The organism is Streptomyces sp. NPDC096205 (assembly GCF_044763135.1).
GTDB lineage: Bacteria > Actinomycetota > Actinomycetes > Streptomycetales > Streptomycetaceae > Streptomyces.
Window position 1 is genome coordinate 44,916 of record NZ_JBIWFS010000001.1, and the last position, 20,586, is coordinate 65,501.

The 20,586-nt window shown below is 71.1% G+C and carries 19 protein-coding genes; 8 read left to right on the forward strand and 11 right to left on the reverse strand.

What is annotated here, in order from left to right:
- Positions 1-175 precede the first annotated feature (175 nt).
- Positions 176-1,819 carry a cellulase family glycosylhydrolase gene (locus ACIQ6Y_RS00180; RefSeq protein ID WP_404030576.1) on the forward strand — a complete coding sequence of 548 codons (1,644 nt, stop codon included), beginning with the start codon at positions 176-178 and terminating at the stop codon, positions 1,817-1,819.
- A gap of 107 nt (positions 1,820-1,926) precedes the next feature.
- Here the strand turns inward: ACIQ6Y_RS00180 and ACIQ6Y_RS00185 are convergent, their stop codons facing one another.
- Positions 1,927-2,997, reverse strand: coding sequence for a LacI family DNA-binding transcriptional regulator (locus ACIQ6Y_RS00185; RefSeq protein WP_404030579.1), 1,071 nt, complete (start codon positions 2,995-2,997; stop codon positions 1,927-1,929).
- Positions 2,994-5,393 carry a glycoside hydrolase family 2 protein gene (locus ACIQ6Y_RS00190; RefSeq protein WP_404030582.1) on the reverse strand — a complete coding sequence of 800 codons (2,400 nt, stop codon included), beginning with the start codon at positions 5,391-5,393 and terminating at the stop codon, positions 2,994-2,996. The genes ACIQ6Y_RS00185 and ACIQ6Y_RS00190 overlap by 4 nt, the downstream gene beginning before the upstream one ends.
- 268 nt (positions 5,394-5,661) lie before the next feature.
- On the opposite strand from ACIQ6Y_RS00190, the gene ACIQ6Y_RS00195 reads away from it, so the two are divergent.
- From ACIQ6Y_RS00195 to ACIQ6Y_RS00205, 3 genes are all read left to right on the forward strand, one after another.
- Positions 5,662-6,990, forward strand: coding sequence for an ABC transporter substrate-binding protein (locus ACIQ6Y_RS00195; protein ID WP_404030585.1), 1,329 nt, complete (start codon positions 5,662-5,664; stop codon positions 6,988-6,990).
- A gap of 412 nt (positions 6,991-7,402) precedes the next feature.
- The gene (locus tag ACIQ6Y_RS00200; RefSeq protein WP_404030587.1) at positions 7,403-8,380 is read left to right on the forward strand and encodes a carbohydrate ABC transporter permease; all 978 of its coding nucleotides are present in this window, start codon (positions 7,403-7,405) and stop codon (positions 8,378-8,380) included.
- A complete protein-coding gene (locus tag ACIQ6Y_RS00205) occupies positions 8,377-9,225 on the forward strand; it encodes a carbohydrate ABC transporter permease (RefSeq protein WP_404030590.1) in 849 nt (282 codons plus the stop codon). The genes ACIQ6Y_RS00200 and ACIQ6Y_RS00205 overlap by 4 nt, the downstream gene beginning before the upstream one ends.
- A gap of 46 nt (positions 9,226-9,271) precedes the next feature.
- On the opposite strand, the gene ACIQ6Y_RS00210 is transcribed toward ACIQ6Y_RS00205, so the two are convergent.
- Positions 9,272-10,948 carry a cellulase family glycosylhydrolase gene (locus ACIQ6Y_RS00210; RefSeq protein ID WP_404030592.1) on the reverse strand — a complete coding sequence of 559 codons (1,677 nt, stop codon included), beginning with the start codon at positions 10,946-10,948 and terminating at the stop codon, positions 9,272-9,274.
- Positions 10,949-11,159: 211 nt separating this feature from the next.
- Between ACIQ6Y_RS00210 and ACIQ6Y_RS00215 the strand changes: the two genes are divergently transcribed.
- Positions 11,160-11,738 (forward strand): TetR/AcrR family transcriptional regulator, encoded by a 579-nt coding sequence (locus ACIQ6Y_RS00215; RefSeq protein ID WP_404030594.1) that lies wholly within the window; start codon positions 11,160-11,162, stop codon positions 11,736-11,738.
- Positions 11,739-11,892: 154 nt separating this feature from the next.
- On the opposite strand, the gene ACIQ6Y_RS00220 is transcribed toward ACIQ6Y_RS00215, so the two are convergent.
- Entirely contained in the window at positions 11,893-12,387 is a 495-nt protein-coding gene (locus ACIQ6Y_RS00220; protein ID WP_404030597.1) for a PaaI family thioesterase, read from the reverse strand.
- A 94-nt stretch (positions 12,388-12,481) separates the two neighbouring features.
- Here ACIQ6Y_RS00220 and ACIQ6Y_RS00225 point away from each other — a divergent pair, with 94 nt between their 5' ends.
- Positions 12,482-12,949 (forward strand): winged helix-turn-helix transcriptional regulator, encoded by a 468-nt coding sequence (locus ACIQ6Y_RS00225; protein ID WP_404030600.1) that lies wholly within the window; start codon positions 12,482-12,484, stop codon positions 12,947-12,949.
- 99 nt (positions 12,950-13,048) lie between these two features.
- Here the strand turns inward: ACIQ6Y_RS00225 and proC are convergent, their stop codons facing one another.
- Positions 13,049-13,849, reverse strand: a complete 801-nt coding sequence (proC, locus tag ACIQ6Y_RS00230; protein WP_404030603.1) for a pyrroline-5-carboxylate reductase — start codon at positions 13,847-13,849, stop codon at positions 13,049-13,051.
- A 114-nt stretch (positions 13,850-13,963) separates the two neighbouring features.
- Positions 13,964-14,209, reverse strand: coding sequence for a hypothetical protein (locus tag ACIQ6Y_RS00235; protein WP_404030605.1), 246 nt, complete (start codon positions 14,207-14,209; stop codon positions 13,964-13,966).
- Between the two features lie 382 nt (positions 14,210-14,591).
- On the opposite strand from ACIQ6Y_RS00235, the gene ACIQ6Y_RS00240 reads away from it, so the two are divergent.
- Positions 14,592-15,512, forward strand: coding sequence for a terpene synthase family protein (locus ACIQ6Y_RS00240; RefSeq protein WP_404030608.1), 921 nt, complete (start codon positions 14,592-14,594; stop codon positions 15,510-15,512).
- Between the two features lies 1 nt (position 15,513).
- Here the strand turns inward: ACIQ6Y_RS00240 and ACIQ6Y_RS00245 are convergent, their stop codons facing one another.
- Entirely contained in the window at positions 15,514-15,879 is a 366-nt protein-coding gene (locus ACIQ6Y_RS00245) for a CAP domain-containing protein (protein ID WP_404030611.1), read from the reverse strand.
- Between the two features lie 440 nt (positions 15,880-16,319).
- Here ACIQ6Y_RS00245 and ACIQ6Y_RS00250 point away from each other — a divergent pair, with 440 nt between their 5' ends.
- Positions 16,320-16,472, forward strand: a complete 153-nt coding sequence (locus ACIQ6Y_RS00250) for a hypothetical protein (RefSeq protein WP_404030614.1) — start codon at positions 16,320-16,322, stop codon at positions 16,470-16,472.
- A gap of 63 nt (positions 16,473-16,535) precedes the next feature.
- On the opposite strand, the gene ACIQ6Y_RS00255 is transcribed toward ACIQ6Y_RS00250, so the two are convergent.
- From ACIQ6Y_RS00255 to ACIQ6Y_RS00270, 4 genes are all read right to left on the reverse strand, one after another.
- Positions 16,536-17,297, reverse strand: a complete 762-nt coding sequence (locus ACIQ6Y_RS00255; RefSeq protein WP_404030617.1) for an ABC transporter permease — start codon at positions 17,295-17,297, stop codon at positions 16,536-16,538.
- Entirely contained in the window at positions 17,294-18,187 is an 894-nt protein-coding gene (locus ACIQ6Y_RS00260) for an ABC transporter ATP-binding protein (RefSeq protein WP_404033625.1), read from the reverse strand. The genes ACIQ6Y_RS00255 and ACIQ6Y_RS00260 overlap by 4 nt, the downstream gene beginning before the upstream one ends.
- 152 nt (positions 18,188-18,339) lie before the next feature.
- The gene (locus ACIQ6Y_RS00265) at positions 18,340-19,383 is read right to left on the reverse strand and encodes a polyprenyl synthetase family protein (protein WP_404030621.1); all 1,044 of its coding nucleotides are present in this window, start codon (positions 19,381-19,383) and stop codon (positions 18,340-18,342) included.
- 242 nt (positions 19,384-19,625) lie between these two features.
- A complete protein-coding gene (locus ACIQ6Y_RS00270) occupies positions 19,626-20,555 on the reverse strand; it encodes a hypothetical protein (protein WP_404030624.1) in 930 nt (309 codons plus the stop codon).
- Positions 20,556-20,586 lie beyond the last annotated feature (31 nt).

Genomic DNA, 20,586 nt, shown 5'->3' on the forward strand with positions numbered 1-20,586 from the left:
TGCTTTCCCGGGTATTCCGGCACCCCGCATTTCTGCGCACGGCGTGTGATCCACGCCTGACCAGGGGCGCCGACAGATGAGCCGGCGTGCGAATTGAGTCCGTGATCCATTCCCCTCCGTGCGGGCCCGGCCGGCGTTCCGGCCGGCCCGCGCGGGCGACCACAGGAGAACAGGGATGAGAAGAATGCTGGCCGCCGCGGCGGGAGCGCTGCTGGCCGTCACGGCATCGGTGCTGGCGGCACCGCCCTCGACCGCCCAGGGAGCCACTCCAGACCGGGCGGCCGAGGCCGCGACCGGGTTCCACGTCGCCGACGGACGGCTGCTGGACGCCAACGGCAGGGATTTCGTGATGCGCGGCGTCAACCACGCCCACACCTGGTACCCCACCCGGACCACACAGGCGCTGAAGGACATCAAGGCGCTGGGCGCGAACGCCGTACGGGTGGTGCTGAGCACGGGCGACCGCTGGACCCGCAACGACGCCACAGACGTCGCCTCGATCGTCGCCCAGTGCAAGCAGAACCGCCTCGTCTGCGTCCTGGAGGCGCACGACACCACCGGCTACGGCGAACAGAGCGGCGCCGTCTCCCTGGACCGCGCGGTGGACTACTGGGTGAGCGTCAAGGGCGCGGTGGAGGGCGAGGAGGAGTACGTCGTCCTGAACCTCGGGAACGAGCCGCACGGCAACTCCGGCTATTCCGCCTGGACTTCCGACACCAAGGGCGCCATCGCCCGGATGCGCTCGGCCGGCTTCGATCACACGCTGATGATGGACGCGCCCAACTGGGGCCAGGACTGGTCGTTCACCATGCGCGACAATGCCGAGAGCGTGTTCGCCGCGGATCCCGACCGCAACACCGTGTTCTCCATCCACATGTACGGCGTGTTCGACACGGCCACCGAGGTGCAGGACTACCTCAACCGGTTCACTGCACGCAAACTCCCCCTGGTCGTCGGGGAATTCGGTGACTTCCACTCCGACGGCGACCCGGACGAGAACGCCATCATGGCGACGGCCCGGCAGCTTGGCATCGGCTACCTGGGCTGGTCCTGGAGCGGCAACGGCGGCGGCGTCGAGTATCTCGACATGGCGACCGGCTTCGACGCCTCGCAGCTGACGCCGTGGGGCCGCAGGATCTTCACCGGCACCGACGGCATCCAGCAGACCGCCCGCGAGGCGAGCGTCTTCTCCGGCGGCGGCACCGACACCCAGGCCCCGACCGCACCCGGAGCCCCCACGGCCGCCGAGGTCACCGCGACCGGAGTGAGGCTCTCCTGGGCGCCGGCCACCGACAACGTGGGCGTCGCCGGATACGACGTCGTCCGGCTGGACGGCACCCAGGAGACCCGCGTGGCGACCGGCACCTCGACCGGCGCCACGGTCACCGGGCTGTCCCCGTCCACCGCGTACAGCTTCGCCGTGTACGCCCGTGACGCCGCCGGGAACCGCTCGGCCCGCTCGGGCGCCGTCCAGGTGACCACCGCCGGCGGCTCCACGAGCGGCAGTTGCGCGGTGGCGTACCGGCTGAGCGACTGGGGCTCCACCTTCAACGCCGACGTGACCATCCGCAACACCGGCACCACCGCCGTCAAGGGCTGGCAGCTCGACTTCGCCTTCCCGGGCGCGCAGAAGGTCAACTCCGCCTGGAACGCCAAGGTCGTCCAGCAGGACACGCGCGTGCGGGCCACCCATGAGTCCTGGACGGAGACGATCCCGGCGGGCGGCTCGGTGAGCTTCGGCTTCAACGGCAGCTCCACCGGAACGAACGGCATCCCTGCCGCCTTCACCCTCAACGGGGCTTCCTGCACGAAGAGTTGAGTCACCCCGCCGGTACGGGCCGACTTGGCCCTCAGCTCAACCTGGCGAGGGAACCCGAGAACAAGGGGCCGCACCTGATCAGGTGCGGCCCCCGTCGTCCACTCGGGTCAGCCCGCGTGCCCCGGTGCGGGCGCAGTGGAGCCGCGCGGGGTGAGGGACGGCGTCGGCACCTGGTGGGGGCCGCTGTGCTCGCCGTTGATGACGTCGAACAGGACCCGCGCCACCTCGGCGCCGAACTGGTGCACGTCATGGCTCATCGCCGACAGCGTGGGATGGGTGATCCGGCACAACTGGGAGTCGTCCCAGGCCAGCAGGGACAGATCGTCGGGGACCGTGAACCCCATCTCGGCGGCCACGCCCGCGCCGGCCACCGCCATGATGTCGTTGTCGTAGACGATCGCCGTGGGCCGCCGGGCCCCGAGCAGCAGGGAACGGGTGGCCCGTGCCCCCTCCTTCTCGTCGAAGCCGGTGGCGATCTGCGGGGCGTCCTCCAGGCCGAGTTGACGGACGGTGTCCGCGAACGCCCGGGTCCTGATGCCGCTGTGGCCGAGGTCGGCCGGTCCGCCGACGCGGGCGATCCGCCGGTGGCCGAGGGCGGCCAGATAGCGGACCGCCTCACCGACCGCGGATGCGTCGTCCGTCCACACCGCCGGCAAGGACCCGGCCAGCGAGGGATGGCCGACCGCCACCGCGGGCATGCCGAGGCCCTCCAACGACGGGATCCGTGGGTCGCCCTCGCGCAGGTCGACCAGGATCGCCCCGGCGATCATGCGGCCCCGCCACCACTCCTTGTACAGGCCGATCTCCTCGTCGAGATCGTGCACCAGCCGCAGCAGCAGGGAGCAGGAGCGCTCGGCCAGGACGCTCTCGATGCCGGAGATGAAGTCCATGTAGAACGGCTCCAGGCCCAGCAGCCGGGCGGGCCGGCACAGCGCCAGGCCGACGATGTCGATCCGCCGGCTGGACAGGCTGCGCGCGGTCACGCTGGGCGCCCAGCCCAGCTCCCTGGCCGCCGCGAAGATCCGCTCCCGGGTGGCCGCGGAGACACCGGGCTTGTGGTTGAACGCCAGCGACACCGCGCCCTTGGAGACCCCGGCCCGCGCGGCGACGTCCTTGATCGTGACGCGCTCCGGCGCGCCGCCGGGAGCCCCGGGTCCGCTTCCCGCCGCGCCGCTCACACCACGTCCACGCAGAACAGGGCCGCGCGCACCGCGTCGGCGTCGACGGCTCCGCAGCCGCCGACGCGGATACGGGTGCGTTCGCCGGGCAGCAGGGTCTGCGGGCCGCGGTCACAGACGGCGGCCGGGTCGAGCCGGTCGGGCTGCAGCAGGAGGTCTCTGACGAGGGTACGGGCGGTCACCACGACATCGACCTTATCCTCCTGCCCCGGCACCGGCTCCACCTCGATGTCGAATCGGGGCCGCGGGTAGCCGAAGTCCTTGTCCGCGACGGGGAAGTGCAGCGCACGAAGCCCGTCGGCATCAGCCACCAGGAACTCCTTGGCGGACCCGGCGGCCGGCGCCAGGCCGTCGGGCACGGGCAGCCGGAGCACCTCGCGCGGTCCGGCCCCGGCGTCCAGCACACCCTCGTCGAGTACGGTGCCGTCGGCCGCCACGCGCCGCAGCGTGACCCGGGTGTGCCAGGGTTCGGCGGACTGGTTGATCACCGCGAGTACCAGGCCCGGCCCCTCCGGCTGGAGGGTGAGCAGGCGGTCGGCGTAGACGCGGCGCAGTTCGTGGTGGAGGGGCTTGAGGCGGCCGTCGCCGTCGACGGCGGCCCAGGAGGTCACCGGCCAGCAGTCGTTGAGCTGCCAGACGACGGTTCCGGCGCACACCGGCCAGTGGGAGCGCCAGTGCTCGATCCCCGCGGCGACGGCGCGGGCCTGGACGAGCTGGGTGAGGTAGTGCCAGCGGTCGAAGTCGCCCTCGGGCAGCGGGAAGTGGCGGGCCACACCGCGGTTCAGCTTGCCGTTGCCGTCCTCGGCCTTCTGGTGGTGGAGCATGCCGGGCGAGTCGGGGGCGAGCTGCTCGCCGGGGAGTGCGCGGCGCAGGGTGGCCAGGGCGGGCGGTGCCTGCCAGCCGAACTCGGCGACGAAGCGCGGCACACTGACCCGGTACTCGGCGTAGTCCTGCCGGTTCCACACCTCCCAGGAGTGGTGGGTGCCGTGGGCAGGGTCGTTGGGGTGGTGGTCCCAGGAGCCGGACCAGGGGCTGCCTGCGGTGTAGGGGCGGGTGGGGTCGAGTTCGGCGACGATCCGGGGCAGCAGTCCGAGGTAGTAGCCCTCGCCCCAGGAGTCACCGTCGAGGGCAGGCTCCCAGCCCCAGTCGCGGAAGCCCCAGAGGTTCTCGTTGTTGCCGTTCCAGAGGATCAGGGAGGGGTGCGGCATCAGCCGGACAACGTTGTCGCGGGCCTCGGCCTCCACCTCGCCCCGGAGCGGCTGCTCCTCGGGGTAGGCGGAGCAGGCGAAGAGGAAGTCCTGCCAGACCATCAGGCCGAGTTCGTCGCAGACGTCGTAGAAGGCGTCGTCCTCGTAGATGCCGCCGCCCCAGACGCGTACGAGATCGACGTTGGCGTCGGCGGCCTGGGTCAGCCGGGTGCGGTAGCGCTCGGGGGTGACGCGGGAGGGGAAGGCGTCGTCGGGGATCCAGTTGACGCCGCGGGCGAAGATCCGTACGCCGTTGACGACGACGGTGAAGCCGGTGCCGTGTTCGTCGGCCGAGCGGTCGAGTTCGACGGTGCGGAAGCCGACGCGGCGGTGCCAGGTGTCCAGGGGGCCGTCGTCGTCGGAGAGCGTGATGTCCAGGTCGTACAGGGGCTGTTCGCCGTAGCCGCGGGGCCACCACAGGCGCGGGTCGGGCACCTCCAGGCGCAGGACCGCCTCGTCGCCGGTGAAGTCGGTCTCGGCCCGGACGCCGGCGATACGGGCCTCGGCGCGCAGGGTGCGGCCGCGGCCGACGGCGGTGCGCTCGGTGTCGAGGCGCACCTCGATGAGGCCGGTGCCGTCCTCGACGGTGATCACGGGGCGCACGGCGGCGAGGCGGGCGGTGGACCAGTGCTCCAGGCGCACCGGCCGCCAGATGCCGGCGGTGACGAGGGTGGGGCCCCAGTCCCAGCCGAAGTTGCAGGCCATCTTGCGGATGTACTGGGACGGTTCGGGATACACGTTGGGCCGCTCGCCGACGGCCGCGCGGACCGACTCGGCCTCGTCGTAGGCGGAGGCGAAGCGGACGAGGAGTTCACCGGTGCGGCCGGTGACGTCGAAGCGGTGGACGCGGTGCATGTTGCGGGTGGTGCCGAGGGGGCGGCCGTCCAGGGTGACGGAGGCGGCGGTGTCCAGGCCGTCGAAGACCAGGTCGGTGCGCTCGTGGGGGCTGTCGTGGTGCAGCCGGGCGACATAGGTCCAGGGGCGGCGGCCGACCCAGGCGACCTCGGTCTCGCCGAGGCCGAGGAAGGGGTCCGGGACGACCCCCGCGGCCATGAGGTCGGTGTGGACGCAGCCCGGCACCCGGGCCTCGAGCAACTCCTCGCCGTGGCGCAGGCTCCAGCCCTCGGTGAGCTGGGTGACGTCCTTCATGGTGCGGCTCCAATCGCCTGACTTCAGGCCGGATGAGAAGTGCGACGCGCACACGCTAGCCCGGCGGCCGGGAGCTGTCCATAAACCGGTCTAGTCGTCTTCCGTGACGGACGGCGGCCGAATGACCCGCTTTCGTGGGGTTGCAGGGCCAGGACTGTAACGATTGGGTATCGCGCTCGAAATCGGAGCTTTACCGGTTCACCACCGACTGACATAGTGCCGACATCCCACCCGCAGAGTGAGCCGCGATCCTTAAGGAGCTGGGCACATGGGGAAGAGGAAGACGCTCGCCGGAGCGTTGCTGGCCTCGGCGATCCTGACCGCCACCGGATGCAGCGGTGCAGGGGCACCCTCGGGCGAGGCGGCGTCGGCGCCTGCCGATCCCGCCGAGGCCTCGGGCGACATCAAGGTCCTCACACACCGCACCGACCTGGTCCAGGACGGCACGATGGCGAAGTACGCCGCCGAGTTCAACAAGACCTACCCGAACGTGAAGGTGAAGTTCGAGGCCCTCACCGACTACGAGGGCGAGGTCAAGATCCGGATGAACACCACGGACTACGGCGACGTCCTCATGATCCCGGGCGCCGTGGCCAAGAACGACTACCCGAAGTTCTTCGCCCCCTTGGGCAGCACCGCCGAACTGAGCGGGAAGTACCGGTTCAGCGACAAGACCGACGTCGACGGCAAGGTCTACGGCATCGCCCAGTTCGGCACCGCCAACGGCTTCGTCTACAACAAGGCCGTCTGGAAGAAGGCCGGCGTCACCGACTGGCCGACCACGCCCGCGCAGTTCCTCGACGGCCTGCGGGCGATCGAGGCGAAGACGGACGCGGTGCCGTACTACACCAACTTCAAGGACGGCTGGCCGCTGACCGCCTGGAGCAACAACATCGGCTCGGTCACCTGCGACACCGGCGCCAACGACAAGCTCGCCGGGGCCGTCTCCCCCTGGAAGGCGGGCGGCGAGCTCAACGTCATCGACACACTGCTGCACGACATCGTCGAGGACGGCCTGTCCGAGAAGGACCCCAACACGACCAACTGGGAAGCCTCCAAGGGCATGATCGCCAAGGGCGAGATCGCCACCATGCAGCTCGGCTCCTGGGCCATCACCCAGATGCGCGCCGCCGCCGACAAGGCAGGCACCGACCCCGACGACATCGGCTTCATGCCCTTCCCCGTCCAGAAGGACGGCAAGTTCTGCGCCACGCTCGTCTCCGACTACCAGCAGGCGGTCAACGCCCACTCCGACCACAAGGCCGCGGCCCGCGCCTGGATCGACTGGTTCACCCAGAAGTCGGGCTACTCGGCCAAGGAGGGCGCGGTCCCCGCACTGAAGTCCGCTCCCATGCCGGACACCCTCAAGGACTTCGTTGACAACGATGTCACCTTGATCGAGCGCTCCGAGGCCAAGACCGGCCAGGTCAACGCCATCGACAACCTGGCGGAGATCGGGCTCGCCAAGCCGGACTACCGCCAGCAGCTGGTGGATCTCGCACGCGGTGCCCGCAAGGGAGACCTGAAGGGCTTCTTCGCGGACCTCGACGAGCGATGGAACGAGGCTGCGCGCAGCGCGGGTGCCTCCGGCGGTTGAGCCGGCCGATGGGGGGCGTGGACCTCAGCTCGGTTGGGTGTGGTCGGTGGGGGCTGGTCCTGGGTCCTGGGCGTGGCCGGGTGTGGTCGGTGGGGCTGGTCCTGGGTCCTGGGCGTGGCCGGGTGTGGTCGGTGGGGCTGGTCCTGGGTCCTGGGCGTGGCCGGGAGTGGTCGCCGGGGCCGCCCGGTCGCGGTACGTGCCGGGCCCAGGGCCCGGCAGGTCCTCGGCCCAGGGCCCGGCAGGTCCTCGGCCCAGGGCCCGGCTGGTCCCGGCCCCCGCCCCGGGGCGAGACCGCGAGGTTGGCCCCCGTCCATTGGGGCCGGTTTCCGGTTTCGGTCCGTGTGGCCGGGGGCGGCCGGTTCCCCGTTGCTTGCCCGTATGTCGCTGTTCGGCGTAGACGAAAGGCCCGATCATGACCGAGACGACCGATGCGGTGGGTGCGCGGCCGCCGCGTACCGGCGTGCCGCCGAGCAGGAAGATGCGCGGGGCGGCGGCCTCGCCCGGTGGGCGGCGCCGGAGCGGTGGCGGACTGTTGCGCCGGCTGACGCCGTGGCTGTTTCTCGCCGTGCCGCTGACCCTGCTGATCACGTTCACCTATGTCCCGGTGGGGAACATGATCTATTACAGCTTCACCGACTGGGACGGTGTCAGCCCCGACCGCAACTTCACGGGCGTCGACAACTACCGGCAGATCTTCACGCGGCCCGAGCTGTTCCGGGTGTTCTTCGTGAGCGGCTACTACCTGGCCGCGTCGGCCGTGCAGATCGTCATCGCGCTGTACTTCGCGACAGTGCTGAGCTTCGACCTGCGCTTCCGGAACTTCTTCAAGGGAATCCTGTTCTTCCCCTACCTGATCAACGGCGTGGCGATCGGCTTCGTCTTCCTCTACTTCTTTCAGGACGGCGGCACGCTCGACTCGGTGCTGTCCTGGTTCGGCACCGACACCGACCACGCCTGGCTGGGCGACCCGACGTCGGCGAACACCTCGCTCGCGGGAGTGTCCGTGTGGCGCTTCACCGGGCTGAACTTCGTCCTGTTCCTCGGCGCGATCCAGTCGATCCCGGGTGAGCTGTACGAGGCGGCACAGCTGGACGGCGCCTCCCGGTGGCAGCAGTTCAGGCATCTCATCGCCCCCAGCATCCGGCCGGTGCTGAGCCTGAGCGTCATCCTGGCGGTCTCCGGGTCACTGGCCGTGTTCGAGATCCCGTACATCATGACGGCGGGCGCGACGGGGACGTCGACGTTCGTCATCCAGACCGTGAAGCTCGCTTTCCAGTTCAACAAGACGGGCCTGGCCTCCGCGGCGGCCGTCGTCCTGCTGGTGATCATTCTGGTGATCACCTGGATCCAGCGGCGGCTCGTGCCCGACGAGAGGGTGGATCTCGTATGACCCTGTCCCTGCCCGCCCGGCGCCGCCGCCGTATCGGTCCGGTCCTGGTCTATCTGTCCCTGGCACTCGCCTCGCTCGTCGTACTGATCCCGCTGGTCGTCGTCTTCCTCACCTCGCTGAAGACGTCGTCCGAGGTCGACGACGGCGGCGCGCTGTCGCTGCCGCACGACTGGCTGAACCTCGACAACTACGTGACGGCGTTCTCCGACGGGGACATGCTCGCCGCGCTCGGGAACACCGCGTTCATCCTGCTGTTCTCGATCACCGGCACGGTCCTCATCGGCTCGATGACGGCGTACGCGATCGACCGTTTCGCCTTTCGCGCCAAGAAGCCGATCATGGCGCTGTTCCTGATCGCCACGCTGGTGCCGGGTGTCACCACGCAGGTCGCGACCTTCCAAGTGGTCAACAGTTTCGGCCTGTTCAACACCCTGTGGGCGCCGATTCTGCTCTACATGGGCACGGACATCGTCTCGATCTACATCTTCCTGCAGTTCATCCGGGGCATCCCGGTCTCGCTGGACGAGGCGGCCCGGCTCGACGGCGCCAACTCGCTGACCATCTACTGGAAGATCATCCTGCCGCTGCTGAAGCCGGCGATCGCGACCGTGGTCATCATCAAGGGCATCACCGTCTACAACGACTTCTACATTCCCTTCCTCTACATGCCCTCCGAGGAGCTCGGCACCATCTCCACCGCCCTGTTCCGCTTCAAGGGCCCCTTCGGGGCGCATTGGGAGAACATCTCCGCGGGCACCGTCCTGGTGATCGTCCCGACGCTGGTCGTCTTCCTCTTCCTGCAGCGCTACATCTACAGCGGGTTCACGCAGGGGGCGACGAAGTGAGGGGCCCGGGCCGACCGGGTGTCCTCGGCCGGCCCGGGGCGGCGGATCAACTCACCGTGCAGGCACTGCCGTTGAGCGTGAACGCGGTCGGGGCGGTGTTGGTGGCGCCCTTGGCGGCGATGAAGCCGAGGGTGACCGAGCCGCCGGCGGCGATGGTGGAGGTGTAGGAGGCGGGGGTGACGGTCACCGCGCCGCCCGTGGTCTGGGTCGGGGTGCCTCCCCACATGTTGCTGATCGTCTGGCCGTCGGCGAAGGAGAAGCCGAGCCGCCAGCCACTGAGCGCTGCCGTGCCCGTGTTGCGCAGGACGATCTCGCCCTGGAAGCCGCCGGGCCAGTCGCCCGTGACCCGGTAGCCGACCGCGCAGGAACCGGCCGGGGTGCTCCCGGTGGTGACGTTCACGGTGGCCGAGCGCGTCGAGCGGTTGCCCGCGGCGTCCTTGGCGTAGACGGCGAAGGTGTACGCCGTGTTCGCGGTCAGGCCGGTGACGGTGGCCGAGGTGGTGGTGGAGGCGGCGGCCGCGGTCTCGGAGCCGGAGGCGACGCGGACGACGTCATAGCCGGTCACGCCGACGTTGTCGGTGGCGGCGGGCCAGGTCAGGGTGACGGAGGTGGCGGTGACGGCGGAGGCCGTCGGGGTGCCGGGCGCGGTCGGCGGCTGGGTGTCGGCGGGGCCGCCGCCTCCGAAGATCGTGGCCTCCTTCGAGGTCTGGGCGATGCCGTTGGCGCCGTGGAAGATGCGCTGGCCCCAGGAGCTGAGCCGGGCCGGGTCGAAGTCGGTCGCCAGGTCGAGGATCGGGTCGGTGTTGCCGCTCCAGGACCAGGCCAGGTAGCCGAGGTCGAGCCGCTCCGCCTCGGCCATCATCGTGTCCTCGTCCGGGTCGCCCCACTGGTCGGCCGGGCCGCCGAACTCACCGATGAGGAGCGGGAGTTTCGCGGTGACGAAGGCGTTGAGGTAGTCGGTGATCTCCTGCGCAGTGTCGAAGACGCTGTACATGTGGATCGAGAAGATCAGATTGCCGGTGGGGTCGGCTTCGTACACCGTGCGGGCGTTGGCGCGCATGACGCCCTGCCAGTCCTGGCCCCAGTTGGGGGCGTCCACCATGATGGTGTGCTCGAGCCCGGCGGCGCGCAGCTTCTTCACGGCCGCGGTCGTGGGGGCGGTCCAGCCGGCCGGATCGGTGTTGCCCCAGGGCTCGTTGCCGATGTTGATGATGACGTAGTTCTCCTGGCCGGCGAGCACGTCCTTCAGGCCGATCCAGTAGTCGGCCGCCTGGTCGAGGGTGGCGGCCGCGCTCTCCTCACCGTAGCCGGTGGTGTCGTGCACCTCCAGGACGCAGATCAGGCGGTTGGCCTTGCAGCGCTCGATCACGGCGGTCACGTCGGCGGCGCTGTTGCGGGTCCAGCGGTGGCCGTTGGAGAGCACCACACGGATCGTGTTGGCGCCCAGCGCCTTCACATCGGCCCACGACTGCGTCTCGCCCGCGTACCAGGTGTGGGCGTGGTTGACGCCCCGCATGACGAAATCGTTGCCGTTGCCCTCGACCAGCCGGCCGTTGCTGATGTGGAGGCCGGTGGCCTGAGCGCCGGACGACTCCGCGGTGCTCTGTACGGCGGTCCGTGCGGCGGCGGGGGTGAACGCTCCGGTGACGGCCAGCCCGAGGAGGGCGGCCAGCACCGTCAGTAGACCGGTGAGGGTGCGGGGCGTGCTTCTCGTTGGTCTCACTACGACTCCAGAAAGCGGTTGCCGATGGGAGTGGGGGTCCCACGTGTGGGGACGCATGGGAGCGCTCCCATGAACCCATTGATGCCAAGGACACGTCAAGATGCGTGCGTGAGATAGGTTCTCGGCGGTTTGCCGTTTGCCTACACCCTGTAGGCAAACGGAGAATCCGCTACGGGAGGCAGATCCGTTACGGGAGCACAGAGGGAGACCGATGGCACGCGCAGGACTCACCGCGGAGCGCCTGACCCGGGCCGGGGCCGAGCTGGCCGACGAGGTCGGCTTCGAGCAGGTCACCGTGTCCGCGGTCGCCCGGCGCTTCGATGTGAAGGTCGCGAGCCTGTACTCGCACGTGAAGAGCTCGCAGGACCTCAAGACGCGGATCGCCCTGCTCGCCCTGGAGGAACTCGCCGACCGGGCCACCGAGGCCCTGGCCGGCCGGGCCGGCAAGGACGCCCTGCGCGCCCTCGCCGACGTCTACCGCGACTACGCCCGCGAGCACCCCGGCCGGTACGCCGCCGCCCAGCTCCGGCTGGACCCGGAGACCGCGGCCGCCAGTGCCGGCGTACGGCATGCCCGGATGACCCGCGCACTGCTGCGCGGCTACGACCTCACCGAGCCCGACCAGACGCACGCCGTCCGGCTGCTGGGCAGCGTCTTCCACGGGTACGTCAGCCTGGAGCTCGGCGGCGGCTTCAGCCACAGCGCCCCGGACACCGAGGAGACGTGGAACCGCATCCTGGACGCGCTGGACGCGCTGCTGCGCAACTGGCCTGATCCTGTGCTGACCTGACTGGGACTCAGGTCAGCCCTCAGTGCGCATCGGCCTGGACGGAGGTGCGTGGGACGGCACATGAGCGATCGACGGTCAGGACGAAGTCGCCGCTGAACGAGACGCCAGGCTCCCTGAGGTCCGACCTTCTCTCCCTGCCGGCCGGCACGCCGTCTCAGGCCGCAGGCACCGGGAACAGCAGGCAGCTGCTGGTGGCGTGGGCGAGCAGTCGGTCCTTCTCGTCCACGAGGGTGGCCTCGGCGAGGGCGGTCTGACGGCTGCTGTTGACGACCCGGCCGATGGCCCGCACCGGGCCGGTGTCCACCGTCACCCGGCGCAGGAACTTCACGTTCAGGTCGAGCGAGGTGTAGCCCATGCCCGCGGGCAGCACGCTCTGTACGGCGCAGCCCGCCGCGGAGTCGAGCAGCGTGGCATAGACGCCGCCGTGGACGCTGCCGATCGGGTTGTAGTGCTCCTCGCCCGGCATCAGGGAGAACACCGCATGACCGTGTTCGACCTCGTCGAGGGTGAAGCCGAGCGTGGCCGCGACGGGCGGGGTGGGGAGTCGTCCCGCCACCATGTCGCGCAGCAGGTCCAGGCCGGTGCCCTGGCCCACGGCCGCGGCCGTGATCCCCGGGTCCTGCCACTCGTACGTCCTGGTCCGTCCCATGCTGCGCCACCCTCTCCCGCTGACTTCGTAGATCGAAGCTAGCCGCGCGTCCAGCTGGCTGTCAATGACGAAGTCAGGGCCTACGATGGCGCCCATGGACTGGCTTGAGACGAGCACGGAGAACTGTCCCGTCCAGCGCACCCTCGAAGTCGTGGGCGAGAAGTGGACGCTCCAGATCCTGCGCGACGCCGCCAACGGGGTCCGCCGGTTCGAGGACTTCCGGCGTCATATGAGCCTGTCGGACGCCGTGCTCAGCGACCGGCTGCGCAAGCTCACGTCCGCCGGCATCCTCACCACGGTCCCCTACCAGGAGCCGGGCAGCCGCGCCCGCAACGAGTACCGCCTCACCCGCAAGGGCTGGGACCTGTGGCCCGTCCTCATGGCACTGGGCCAGTGGGGCGAGACCTACGCCGGCGAGCCGGAGGGGCCGGTCCTGGACATACGCCACTCGGACTGCGGCGCGCCGGTGCGCGTGGTCGTGGAGTGCTGCGAGGAGCGCACGGCGCTGACGCCGCGCGATGTGGTGGCTCGCCCGGGGCCGGGGGCTCGGCGGTTGGGGTGAGCTGTCGGGGGGCGGCGCGTGTGGTGGGCGTCCGGGGCAGGCCGGTGCGCGGTCCCTCAACCCGCCCCCCAGCCCTCAGCCACCAGCCCCAACAGAGCCCTACGTAACCTGCTCCCCCAACTCCCGGCTCCGCCGCGCCGCCGCCTCCACCGCGGCGCGGAACGCGGGGCCGACTCCCTCGTCGTCGAGGGTGGTCAGGGCCGCTTGGGTGGTGCCGCCGGAGGAGGTGACCGATTCGCGGAGGGTGCCGGGGGTCTCGCCGGTGCTGCGGAGCATGGCGACGGCGCCCTCGGCGGCCTGGAGGACCATGTCCTGGGCGGCCTCGCGGGGGACGCCGAGGTCGGCGCCGGCTTTGATCATGTTCTCGATGACGTAGTAGAAGTACGCGGGCGCGCTGCCCGACAGGGCGGTGGCGGCGTCCTGTCCTTCCTCGTCGAGGCGGATCACCTTGCCGACGGGGCTGAGGAGTTCCTCGGCGCGCCGCAGGTGTTCCTCGCCGGCGTACCGGCCCGGGGAGATCACGGACATGCCCGACTCGACGAGCACCGGGGTGTTCGGCATGACGCGAATGACGGGCGGCTCCCCGCCGAGGTGCTGCTCGACGAGCCGGGTCGGGATGCCGGCCGCGGCCGAGACGACCAGGCAGCCGGAGCGCAGGTGCGGGGCGATGTCGTCGAGGAGGCCGGGCACGTGCTGGGGTCGCACGACGACGAGCAGGGTGTCCGCCGCCTCGGCTGCCTTCTGCGGCGGGACGGCGCTCACGCCGTACTTCCACTTGAGATCGTCCGCGCGCTCGGCCCGCGGCTCCACCACGAGGATCTCGTCCGGGCCGCGCCCCGACCGCACGAGGCCCGCGAGAAGCGCCTCGCCCATCTCCCCGGCCCCGAACAGCGCGATCATGGCTGCTCCCTGTGCGTCGTACGGGCTCACCCGCCCGGTGTGTAGGGATACGCGCACCCTAACCCGGGCGGGTGGCCGGTGCCCGCCGGCGTACTGGAGGGGCGGTCGGCCCGCTCAGGTCCTCGGGAAGATCATGTCGCTGGCCGCGTTGACGAACGGCGCGGTCATCTCGGCGAACTGGGCCGCGCCCTGGGCGAACGGCGTCAGCGGGTTGATCGAGCCCGACTGGCCGTGCGGGCGGGACGGGGCCTGCGGGGCGGGACGCGGGCGCGGGTCTTTCGTATCGGCCAGGGCGGAGGAGCCGCCCTGGACGGCCAGCACAACGGTCAGCAGGACGACGGCACGTCGGCAGGTTCGCATTCGCATGACCGTCTCAACGAAGGGGTCGGTATCGGGTCACCGATCCACCGGAAGTGTGATCTAAGGGTGAACCGTGCGGCGTCAAGTCAACGTTCTGCCGGTTCCATTCCTTCGATGGACACGGGAGATGACTGGGCATGGCTCGTCGCAACCGCTCTGCGATGTCCCAGATGATCGTGACCGTTTTCCACCCCATTTCCCCACCATTCACCGGAAGGTTCACGCTGCCATGGCACCGCATCCATCCGAAGTGGAATTGCCGCCACTGTTCTGCCCTCTGGAATCAGCGGTTCACCCTCATGTCCATCAGATCGAGAAACGCGCCGTGGAATGGATCGGTGCGAGTGGTATGTGCGCGTCGGAACGCGAGAAGGCGTGGGTCGTGGCGACGCACAGCGCCGACTTCTACGCCCGTTTCACCCCGGTCGCCGACGACGACCGGCTTCTGGCGGCGGCCCTGTGGGTGTACTGGGGCTTCGCGTTCGACGACGCGCGCTGCGACAGCGGCCCGCTGAGCAGCCGTCCGGCGCAGTTCAACGCCCTGGCGGGTGAGGTGCAGCGGGCGTGCGAGTCCGCGTCGGCGGTCCCCGACGACCGGTACGCCCGCGCCTTGCAGGACATCGTCCGGCGGTTCCGCTCGTTCGCCGAGCCCACCCAGGTGGCCCGTTTCCAGCACGCCCACCGGACCTGGCTGTCGGGTGTCGCATGGCAGATCGGGAACCGGGCGCTGGGCCGGATGCCCGGACTCGACGAGTTCCTGACCATGCGGTTGCAGGCGGCAGGCGGCCACCCGACGTACGCGCTGCTGGAACTGTCCACCGGGGCCGAGGTCCCGGACCGCGACATGTACCGGCCCGCCGTGCAGGCCCTGTCCGAGATGGCGATCATGGTGGCCTCGCTGGACAACGACCGGCACTCGCTGCACAAGGAGCTGGCCCGGGGCCACACCGACCAGAACATCTACACCGTACTGATGGCCGAGCGGGGCATCGGGCTGCAGCAGGCCGTCAGCGAGGGGGGCGGTCTGCGCGACCGCATCCTCCTGCGCTTCCTGGAGCTGTACGACCGGGTGCGCCCGACGGCCGGTCATGAGCTGTCCACCTATCTGCAGGGGCTGCGCTACGGGATCCGCGGCAACAACGAATGGGGGATGCGGGTCCCCCGGTACCTCAGCCAGGGGCACTGGCCGGACAGCATGGAGGATCTGGCGCTGACGTACGCCGAGGAGCCGTCCGACACCCGGCCGGGCCCGGTGGAGGGCGCGCCGGGCATCGCCTGGTGGTGGGACGCGGATCTGCGCTGAGTCACAGCCGGTCGGCCAGGTCCAGGGTCCACCAGGGGCCGTCGGGGCCCGCCGCCGTGCCGACGCCCGCGTCGGTGTAGAGGCAGGTGAGGAGGATGGAGCGGTGCGTGGGGCTGTCCATCCACTGCGCCACGACCGCCCTCGCGGTGGCAGGTCCCACGGCGACCGCCTCGCCCGTGTGGCCGGGGTCGTAGCCGGCGTCCCGCATCCGTTCGTCGGGGCGGCTGCCGCCCCTGCCCGCGTGGGTGAGCCGCCCCTGCGCGGCCATGTAGGCGCTGTGGGCCCGGGCGGCCCGGTTCAGGGACGTCTGCGGTCGTACGGCCGGACAGCCCGCCGCCGCGCGGTGCCGGTTGACCTCGCTGATCACATCGGTCGCCGGAGCCGCTGGTGCCGGCGGAGCCGCCTGTGGTGCCGGAGCCGCTGGTGCCGTCGGTGCCGCTGGTCTCGTCGGCGGGCGCCAGCGTGGCACCTCGTACGGCGGCGGTCCGGGTACGGGCGGACCGGCCCAGGCCCCGGGCGGGCAGCACAGCAGCGTCATGAGGGCGGCGCAGCCCGCAAAGAACACCTTTCCCAACGTTGCGGTCATGATTTTATTGGCCTTTCTTTTCCCTTTCGGAGGAATTCGGCATTTCCTCGGCCCGGCCTCGCGCGCAAGCCGCTAGGGTGAATCCCGGATTCCCCCCTCTCTTTCTGAGCCTGTTGCACAGGAGGTTTTTCATGTCATTGCGAATTCGCCGCCTCGCCGTCGTCTCGCTCGCGGCTGTGGCACTGGCTGCCGGCGGTGCCGTTTCCGCTTCCGCTTCCGTCATGGCACAGCCGACCCAGGAAATGGCCTACCCCGGCCCGGACACCGACGGCCACTCGGGCCACGGTCATGACCGGCCGCTGCGCTTCGGCCCGTTCGAGTTCCCTCGCTCCGGCACGGTCTCGGGCGGTTTCGCGTGGGACATGGACCGCTGAACCGCGGCCCCGCCGGCGGCCTCCTCCCGTTCCCGGGGGGAGGCCGCCGGCATGTCGGGGCCCTCAGCGCTTGAGCGTGGCCGCGCTGGCCACCAGCACCAGGATCACGCACCCGAGGATGAGCAGCGCGTCGCGGACGAAGAGCCCGGTGACGCCGGTGTGCGTGGCCGCATCGCCTGCGGCCTGGACGCCGTAGGTCATGGGCATCACCTTGGCGACGGCGGACAGCGCGCCCTGCATCTGGTCGCGGGGCACGAACAGGCCGCACACGAGGAACTGGGGCAGGACGCCCGCCGGCAGGAACTGCACGGCCTGGAACTCGTTGCGGGCGAAGGCGCTCACCAGCAGCCCCAGGGCCAGCCCCAGCAGAGCCCCGAGCATGGCGATGACCATCAGCAGATACGCCGGTCCCTTGATGTCCAGGCCCAACGGGCCGATGGCCAGCAGGGTGGACAGCACCGCCTGGAGCAGCGCCAGCAGGGCGAAGGCGCAGCTGTAGCCGAGCACGATGTCGAGGCGTCGGACCGGCATGGTGAGCAGCCGCTCGGCGGTGCCGGTGGTGCGCTCGCGCAGCATCGAGACCGACGCCACCAGGTACATCACGATCACGGGGAAGACCCCGAACACCTGCGGGCCGACGCGCTGGAAGGAGGCCTCCGAGCCGTGGAACATGAGCTTGAGCAGCACCATCAGCATGCACGGGATGACCAGCAGCAGGGCCGCGCTGCCCCGGTCCCGGGAGATCTGATGGAGCACCCGGACCGCGGTCGCGCCGGTGATGGTGGGTGAGAACGGGAGCCGGTCGGCGAGCGGGGTGCCGTTCACGAGCGTGTGTCCGCCGCGAAGAAGGACTGCTGCGCGGTCGGCGCACTCGCCTCGTCGAACAGGCCCGTGAGGCCGGTCAGTTCCGGCAGCAGGCTCTGCCTGGCGGCCCGCTGCCGGGCGAGCTTCTCGGCCGCCGTGGCGGCCTCGACCAGATGCATGAACGCCTGCTCCACATCCGTGCAGCCGGTGCGGTCCAGCAGCGTCTCCCGGTCGGCGCTGGCCAGCAGCCGGCCCGAGCGCATCAGCAGCAGCCGGTCGCAGCGGTCGGCCTCGTCCATGACATGGCTGGAGATCAGCAGGGTGGTGCCCTCCATCGCCAACCGCTGGAACACGAGCCAGAGTTCGCGGCGCACCATCGGGTCGAGTCCGACGGTGGGTTCGTCCATCACCAGCAGATCGGGGCGGTTGAGCAGGGCGACGGCCAGCGAGACCCGCGAGTACTGGCCGCCCGAGAGGCGGGAGACGAGTTTGTCGGCGTACCCCGCCAGGTCGACCTCCTTGACCACCCGCACCACCGCGTCCTCCCGCCGCCAGCCGCGCATCCCCAGCGCCGCGGCGAAGTAGCGCAGGTTCTCCAGCACGGTCAGGTCCGCGTACACCGAGGGGGCCTGGGTGACATAGCCGACCCGGGTCTGCAACTGCTGGGCGCCGGCGGCGTACCCGAGGACCTGGACATGGCCCGCGGTGGCCTGCTGGACGCCCACCACGGACCGCAGCAGGGTCGTCTTTCCGCAGCCGCTCGGGCCCAGCAGGCCGACGATGCAGCCCCGGGGGATGGTGAAGGTGACGTCCGCCAGCACCGTGTGGGTGCCGCGGACCACTCGAAGTCCGTAGGCGGACACCGCCGGGAGGTCCCCCGCCAGGGGCGTACTGGGTTCGGTCTGCTGCACGGCTCCACTGCGTTTCGTCACAAAGAGTCCTGTTGCGGATGGTCGGGGTACGGCCGGACAGACGCCGCATAACGGCCCACCGCACGGACAACGGCCCACCGGGGCCGAAGTCACGCCCGGACGGCGACCGTCTTGCGGTGTCCGGGCGCACGTCAGGAGTCGCGGCGCACCATCGCCCAGGCGATCTCCTGCAACTGCCGGTAGGCGTCGGCGGTCGGTGCCGCGTACGACAGCGCGCGCAGCGCCGCCTGCAGCTGCCGCCGCGCCTCCTCCTCGGCGGCCTGCCGCCCGCCGGCCTTCTCCACCAGTTCCCGTACGAGCTCCAACTCGCCTTCACCGAGCGGATGTTCGCCGCAGTACAGGTCACGCAGCCGCTCGGCGGCGGAGTCGGTGCCCTGCAGCGCGGCGACGACGGGCAGGGACTTCTTGCGCGCGGCGAGGTCCGCCCCCACCGGCTTGCCGCTGCGTGAACTGCGCCCCCAGATGCCGAGCAGATCGTCGGCGCACTGGAAGGAGACCCCGAGCCTGCGGCCGAACTCCCGCAGCCCGTTCACCCGTTCACCGTCGGCTCCGGCGAGCAGCCCGCCCAGGGCGCAGGCGCAGCCCATCAGCGAGCCGGTCTTGCCCTCGGCCATGGCCAGATACTCGCCGACCGACACCTGCGCGGTGCCCTCGAAGGCGACGTCCCGGCTCTGTCCCTCCACCAGCTCCAGCAGGGCCGCGACCAGCTCTTTCACCGCCGCGGCGGCATGCTCGCGCGGGGTGTCGCACACCGCGCGCAGCGCCGCGACCAGCAGGGCGTCGCCGGCCAGCACGGCGGCAGGTGTGCCGAACACCGACCAGGCGGCCGGACGGTGCCGGCGCAGCGCGTCCCCGTCGATGACGTCGTCGTGCAGCAGCGTGAAGTCGTGCACCAGTTCCACCGCCACGGCTCCCGGCAGCGCACTGCGGGCGCTGCCCCCGACGGCCTGCGCGGACAGCAGCGCCAGCGCCGGCCGAACCGCCTTGCCCCGCCCCGAGACCCGCGCCACCGGGGTGCCGTCCGCCTCGCACCAGCCGCGGTGGTACCCGGCCACCCTGCTCTCGGCCTCGGGGAGGCCGGCCACGGCCTCCTTCAGCGCCGGTACGAACATGTCCTCGGCCCAACTCAGGCGGGGGAAAACAGGAGTCGGGGACGGTTCGGTGATCGGCGGCATGGACGGCTCCTCAGCGGGGGGTGACCAGGGGGTACGCGTCCAGTCAACCGGCGCCGGGCAGTGCCGTGGAGGCGCCGCACACGGGCGCACGCCAAAGGATCACCGGAGCGGCTCAGACGTCATACGTTGCACTCAAGGGACCATCGGAGGACCGCCAACCGCGTCTCCACACGCCCTTCACGTCACCCACATCCCACGTCCACATCCGGCGTCCGCCGGCTGCGCGTTCGGCGGGAGACGCCCTAGTGGCCCTCACTGAGTCGGGCCAGTGCGCGGGCGGCGCGTTCGGCGGTGCGGTGGGCCTGCTGGGCGGCTCGGGCGGCATCCTTCGCGGCGGTGTCGGCCTCGTCGGCCGCGGCGCGGGCCTCGCGTCGGGCGTCGCGGGCCTCGCGCAGTTCCTCCTCCAGCCGGGCGACGCGCTCGTCGGCCTCCGTCACACGGTCGCGCGCCGCCTGCCGTGCCTCCTCGGCGGCCTCGCGCTCCACGTGCAGCCGGCGGGCCTCCTCGGCGGCCTCCTTGTCGGCGGCACGGGCCCGCGCCAGGCGCCGGCGACGCTCGGGGTCCTGCTTCCGGGCACGGGCCGAGCGGGGTTCGGCCCGCGCCGGCGCCGGCTCTTCAGCCGAGCCGAGCTCCTCGGCTGTACTGCGCTCCTGCGCGCCGGACCGTTTCCTCGCGGCGTCCACCGCCTCCGGCGCGACCGTGCCGAAGCCGACGACCGCCTCCGGGGCCCTGGCGAGGGTGCCGGTCGCCCACTGGTCGGCGGCGTCCGGGTCGCCGAGGACGGCGTGGAAGATCTGCTCCAGCTCGCGCTGGGCGCTCTCGGTGAGGGGGTGCCCGGCGTCGCGGGCGAGCTTCGCCGTCTCGCGGACCAGCGCGGCGATCATCCGGTGCTGCTCCGCGGCGGCCTGCCGCAGGGTGGCCGCGTCCAGGGTGCGGTGCGCCTCGCGGAGGGTGGCGCCCAGCGCGCGCAGCCGCTCGGCGTCCTCAGGGCGGCTGCGGACGAAGCGGTTGGAGGCCCAGGCCGCCACGGTGGGCCGCCGCAGCCCCGCGATCCGCTTCGCCGCGGCCGTGTCCTTCGCCTTCCGGGCCTCGGCCGCGCGGGCGTCCCGCGCCGCGACGAACTCCTCGGGCCGCAGCGCGTACAACTCCTCGACGATCTCCTCGGCATCCACTCCCCCACCATCGACCGGCTCTCGCGGCGCA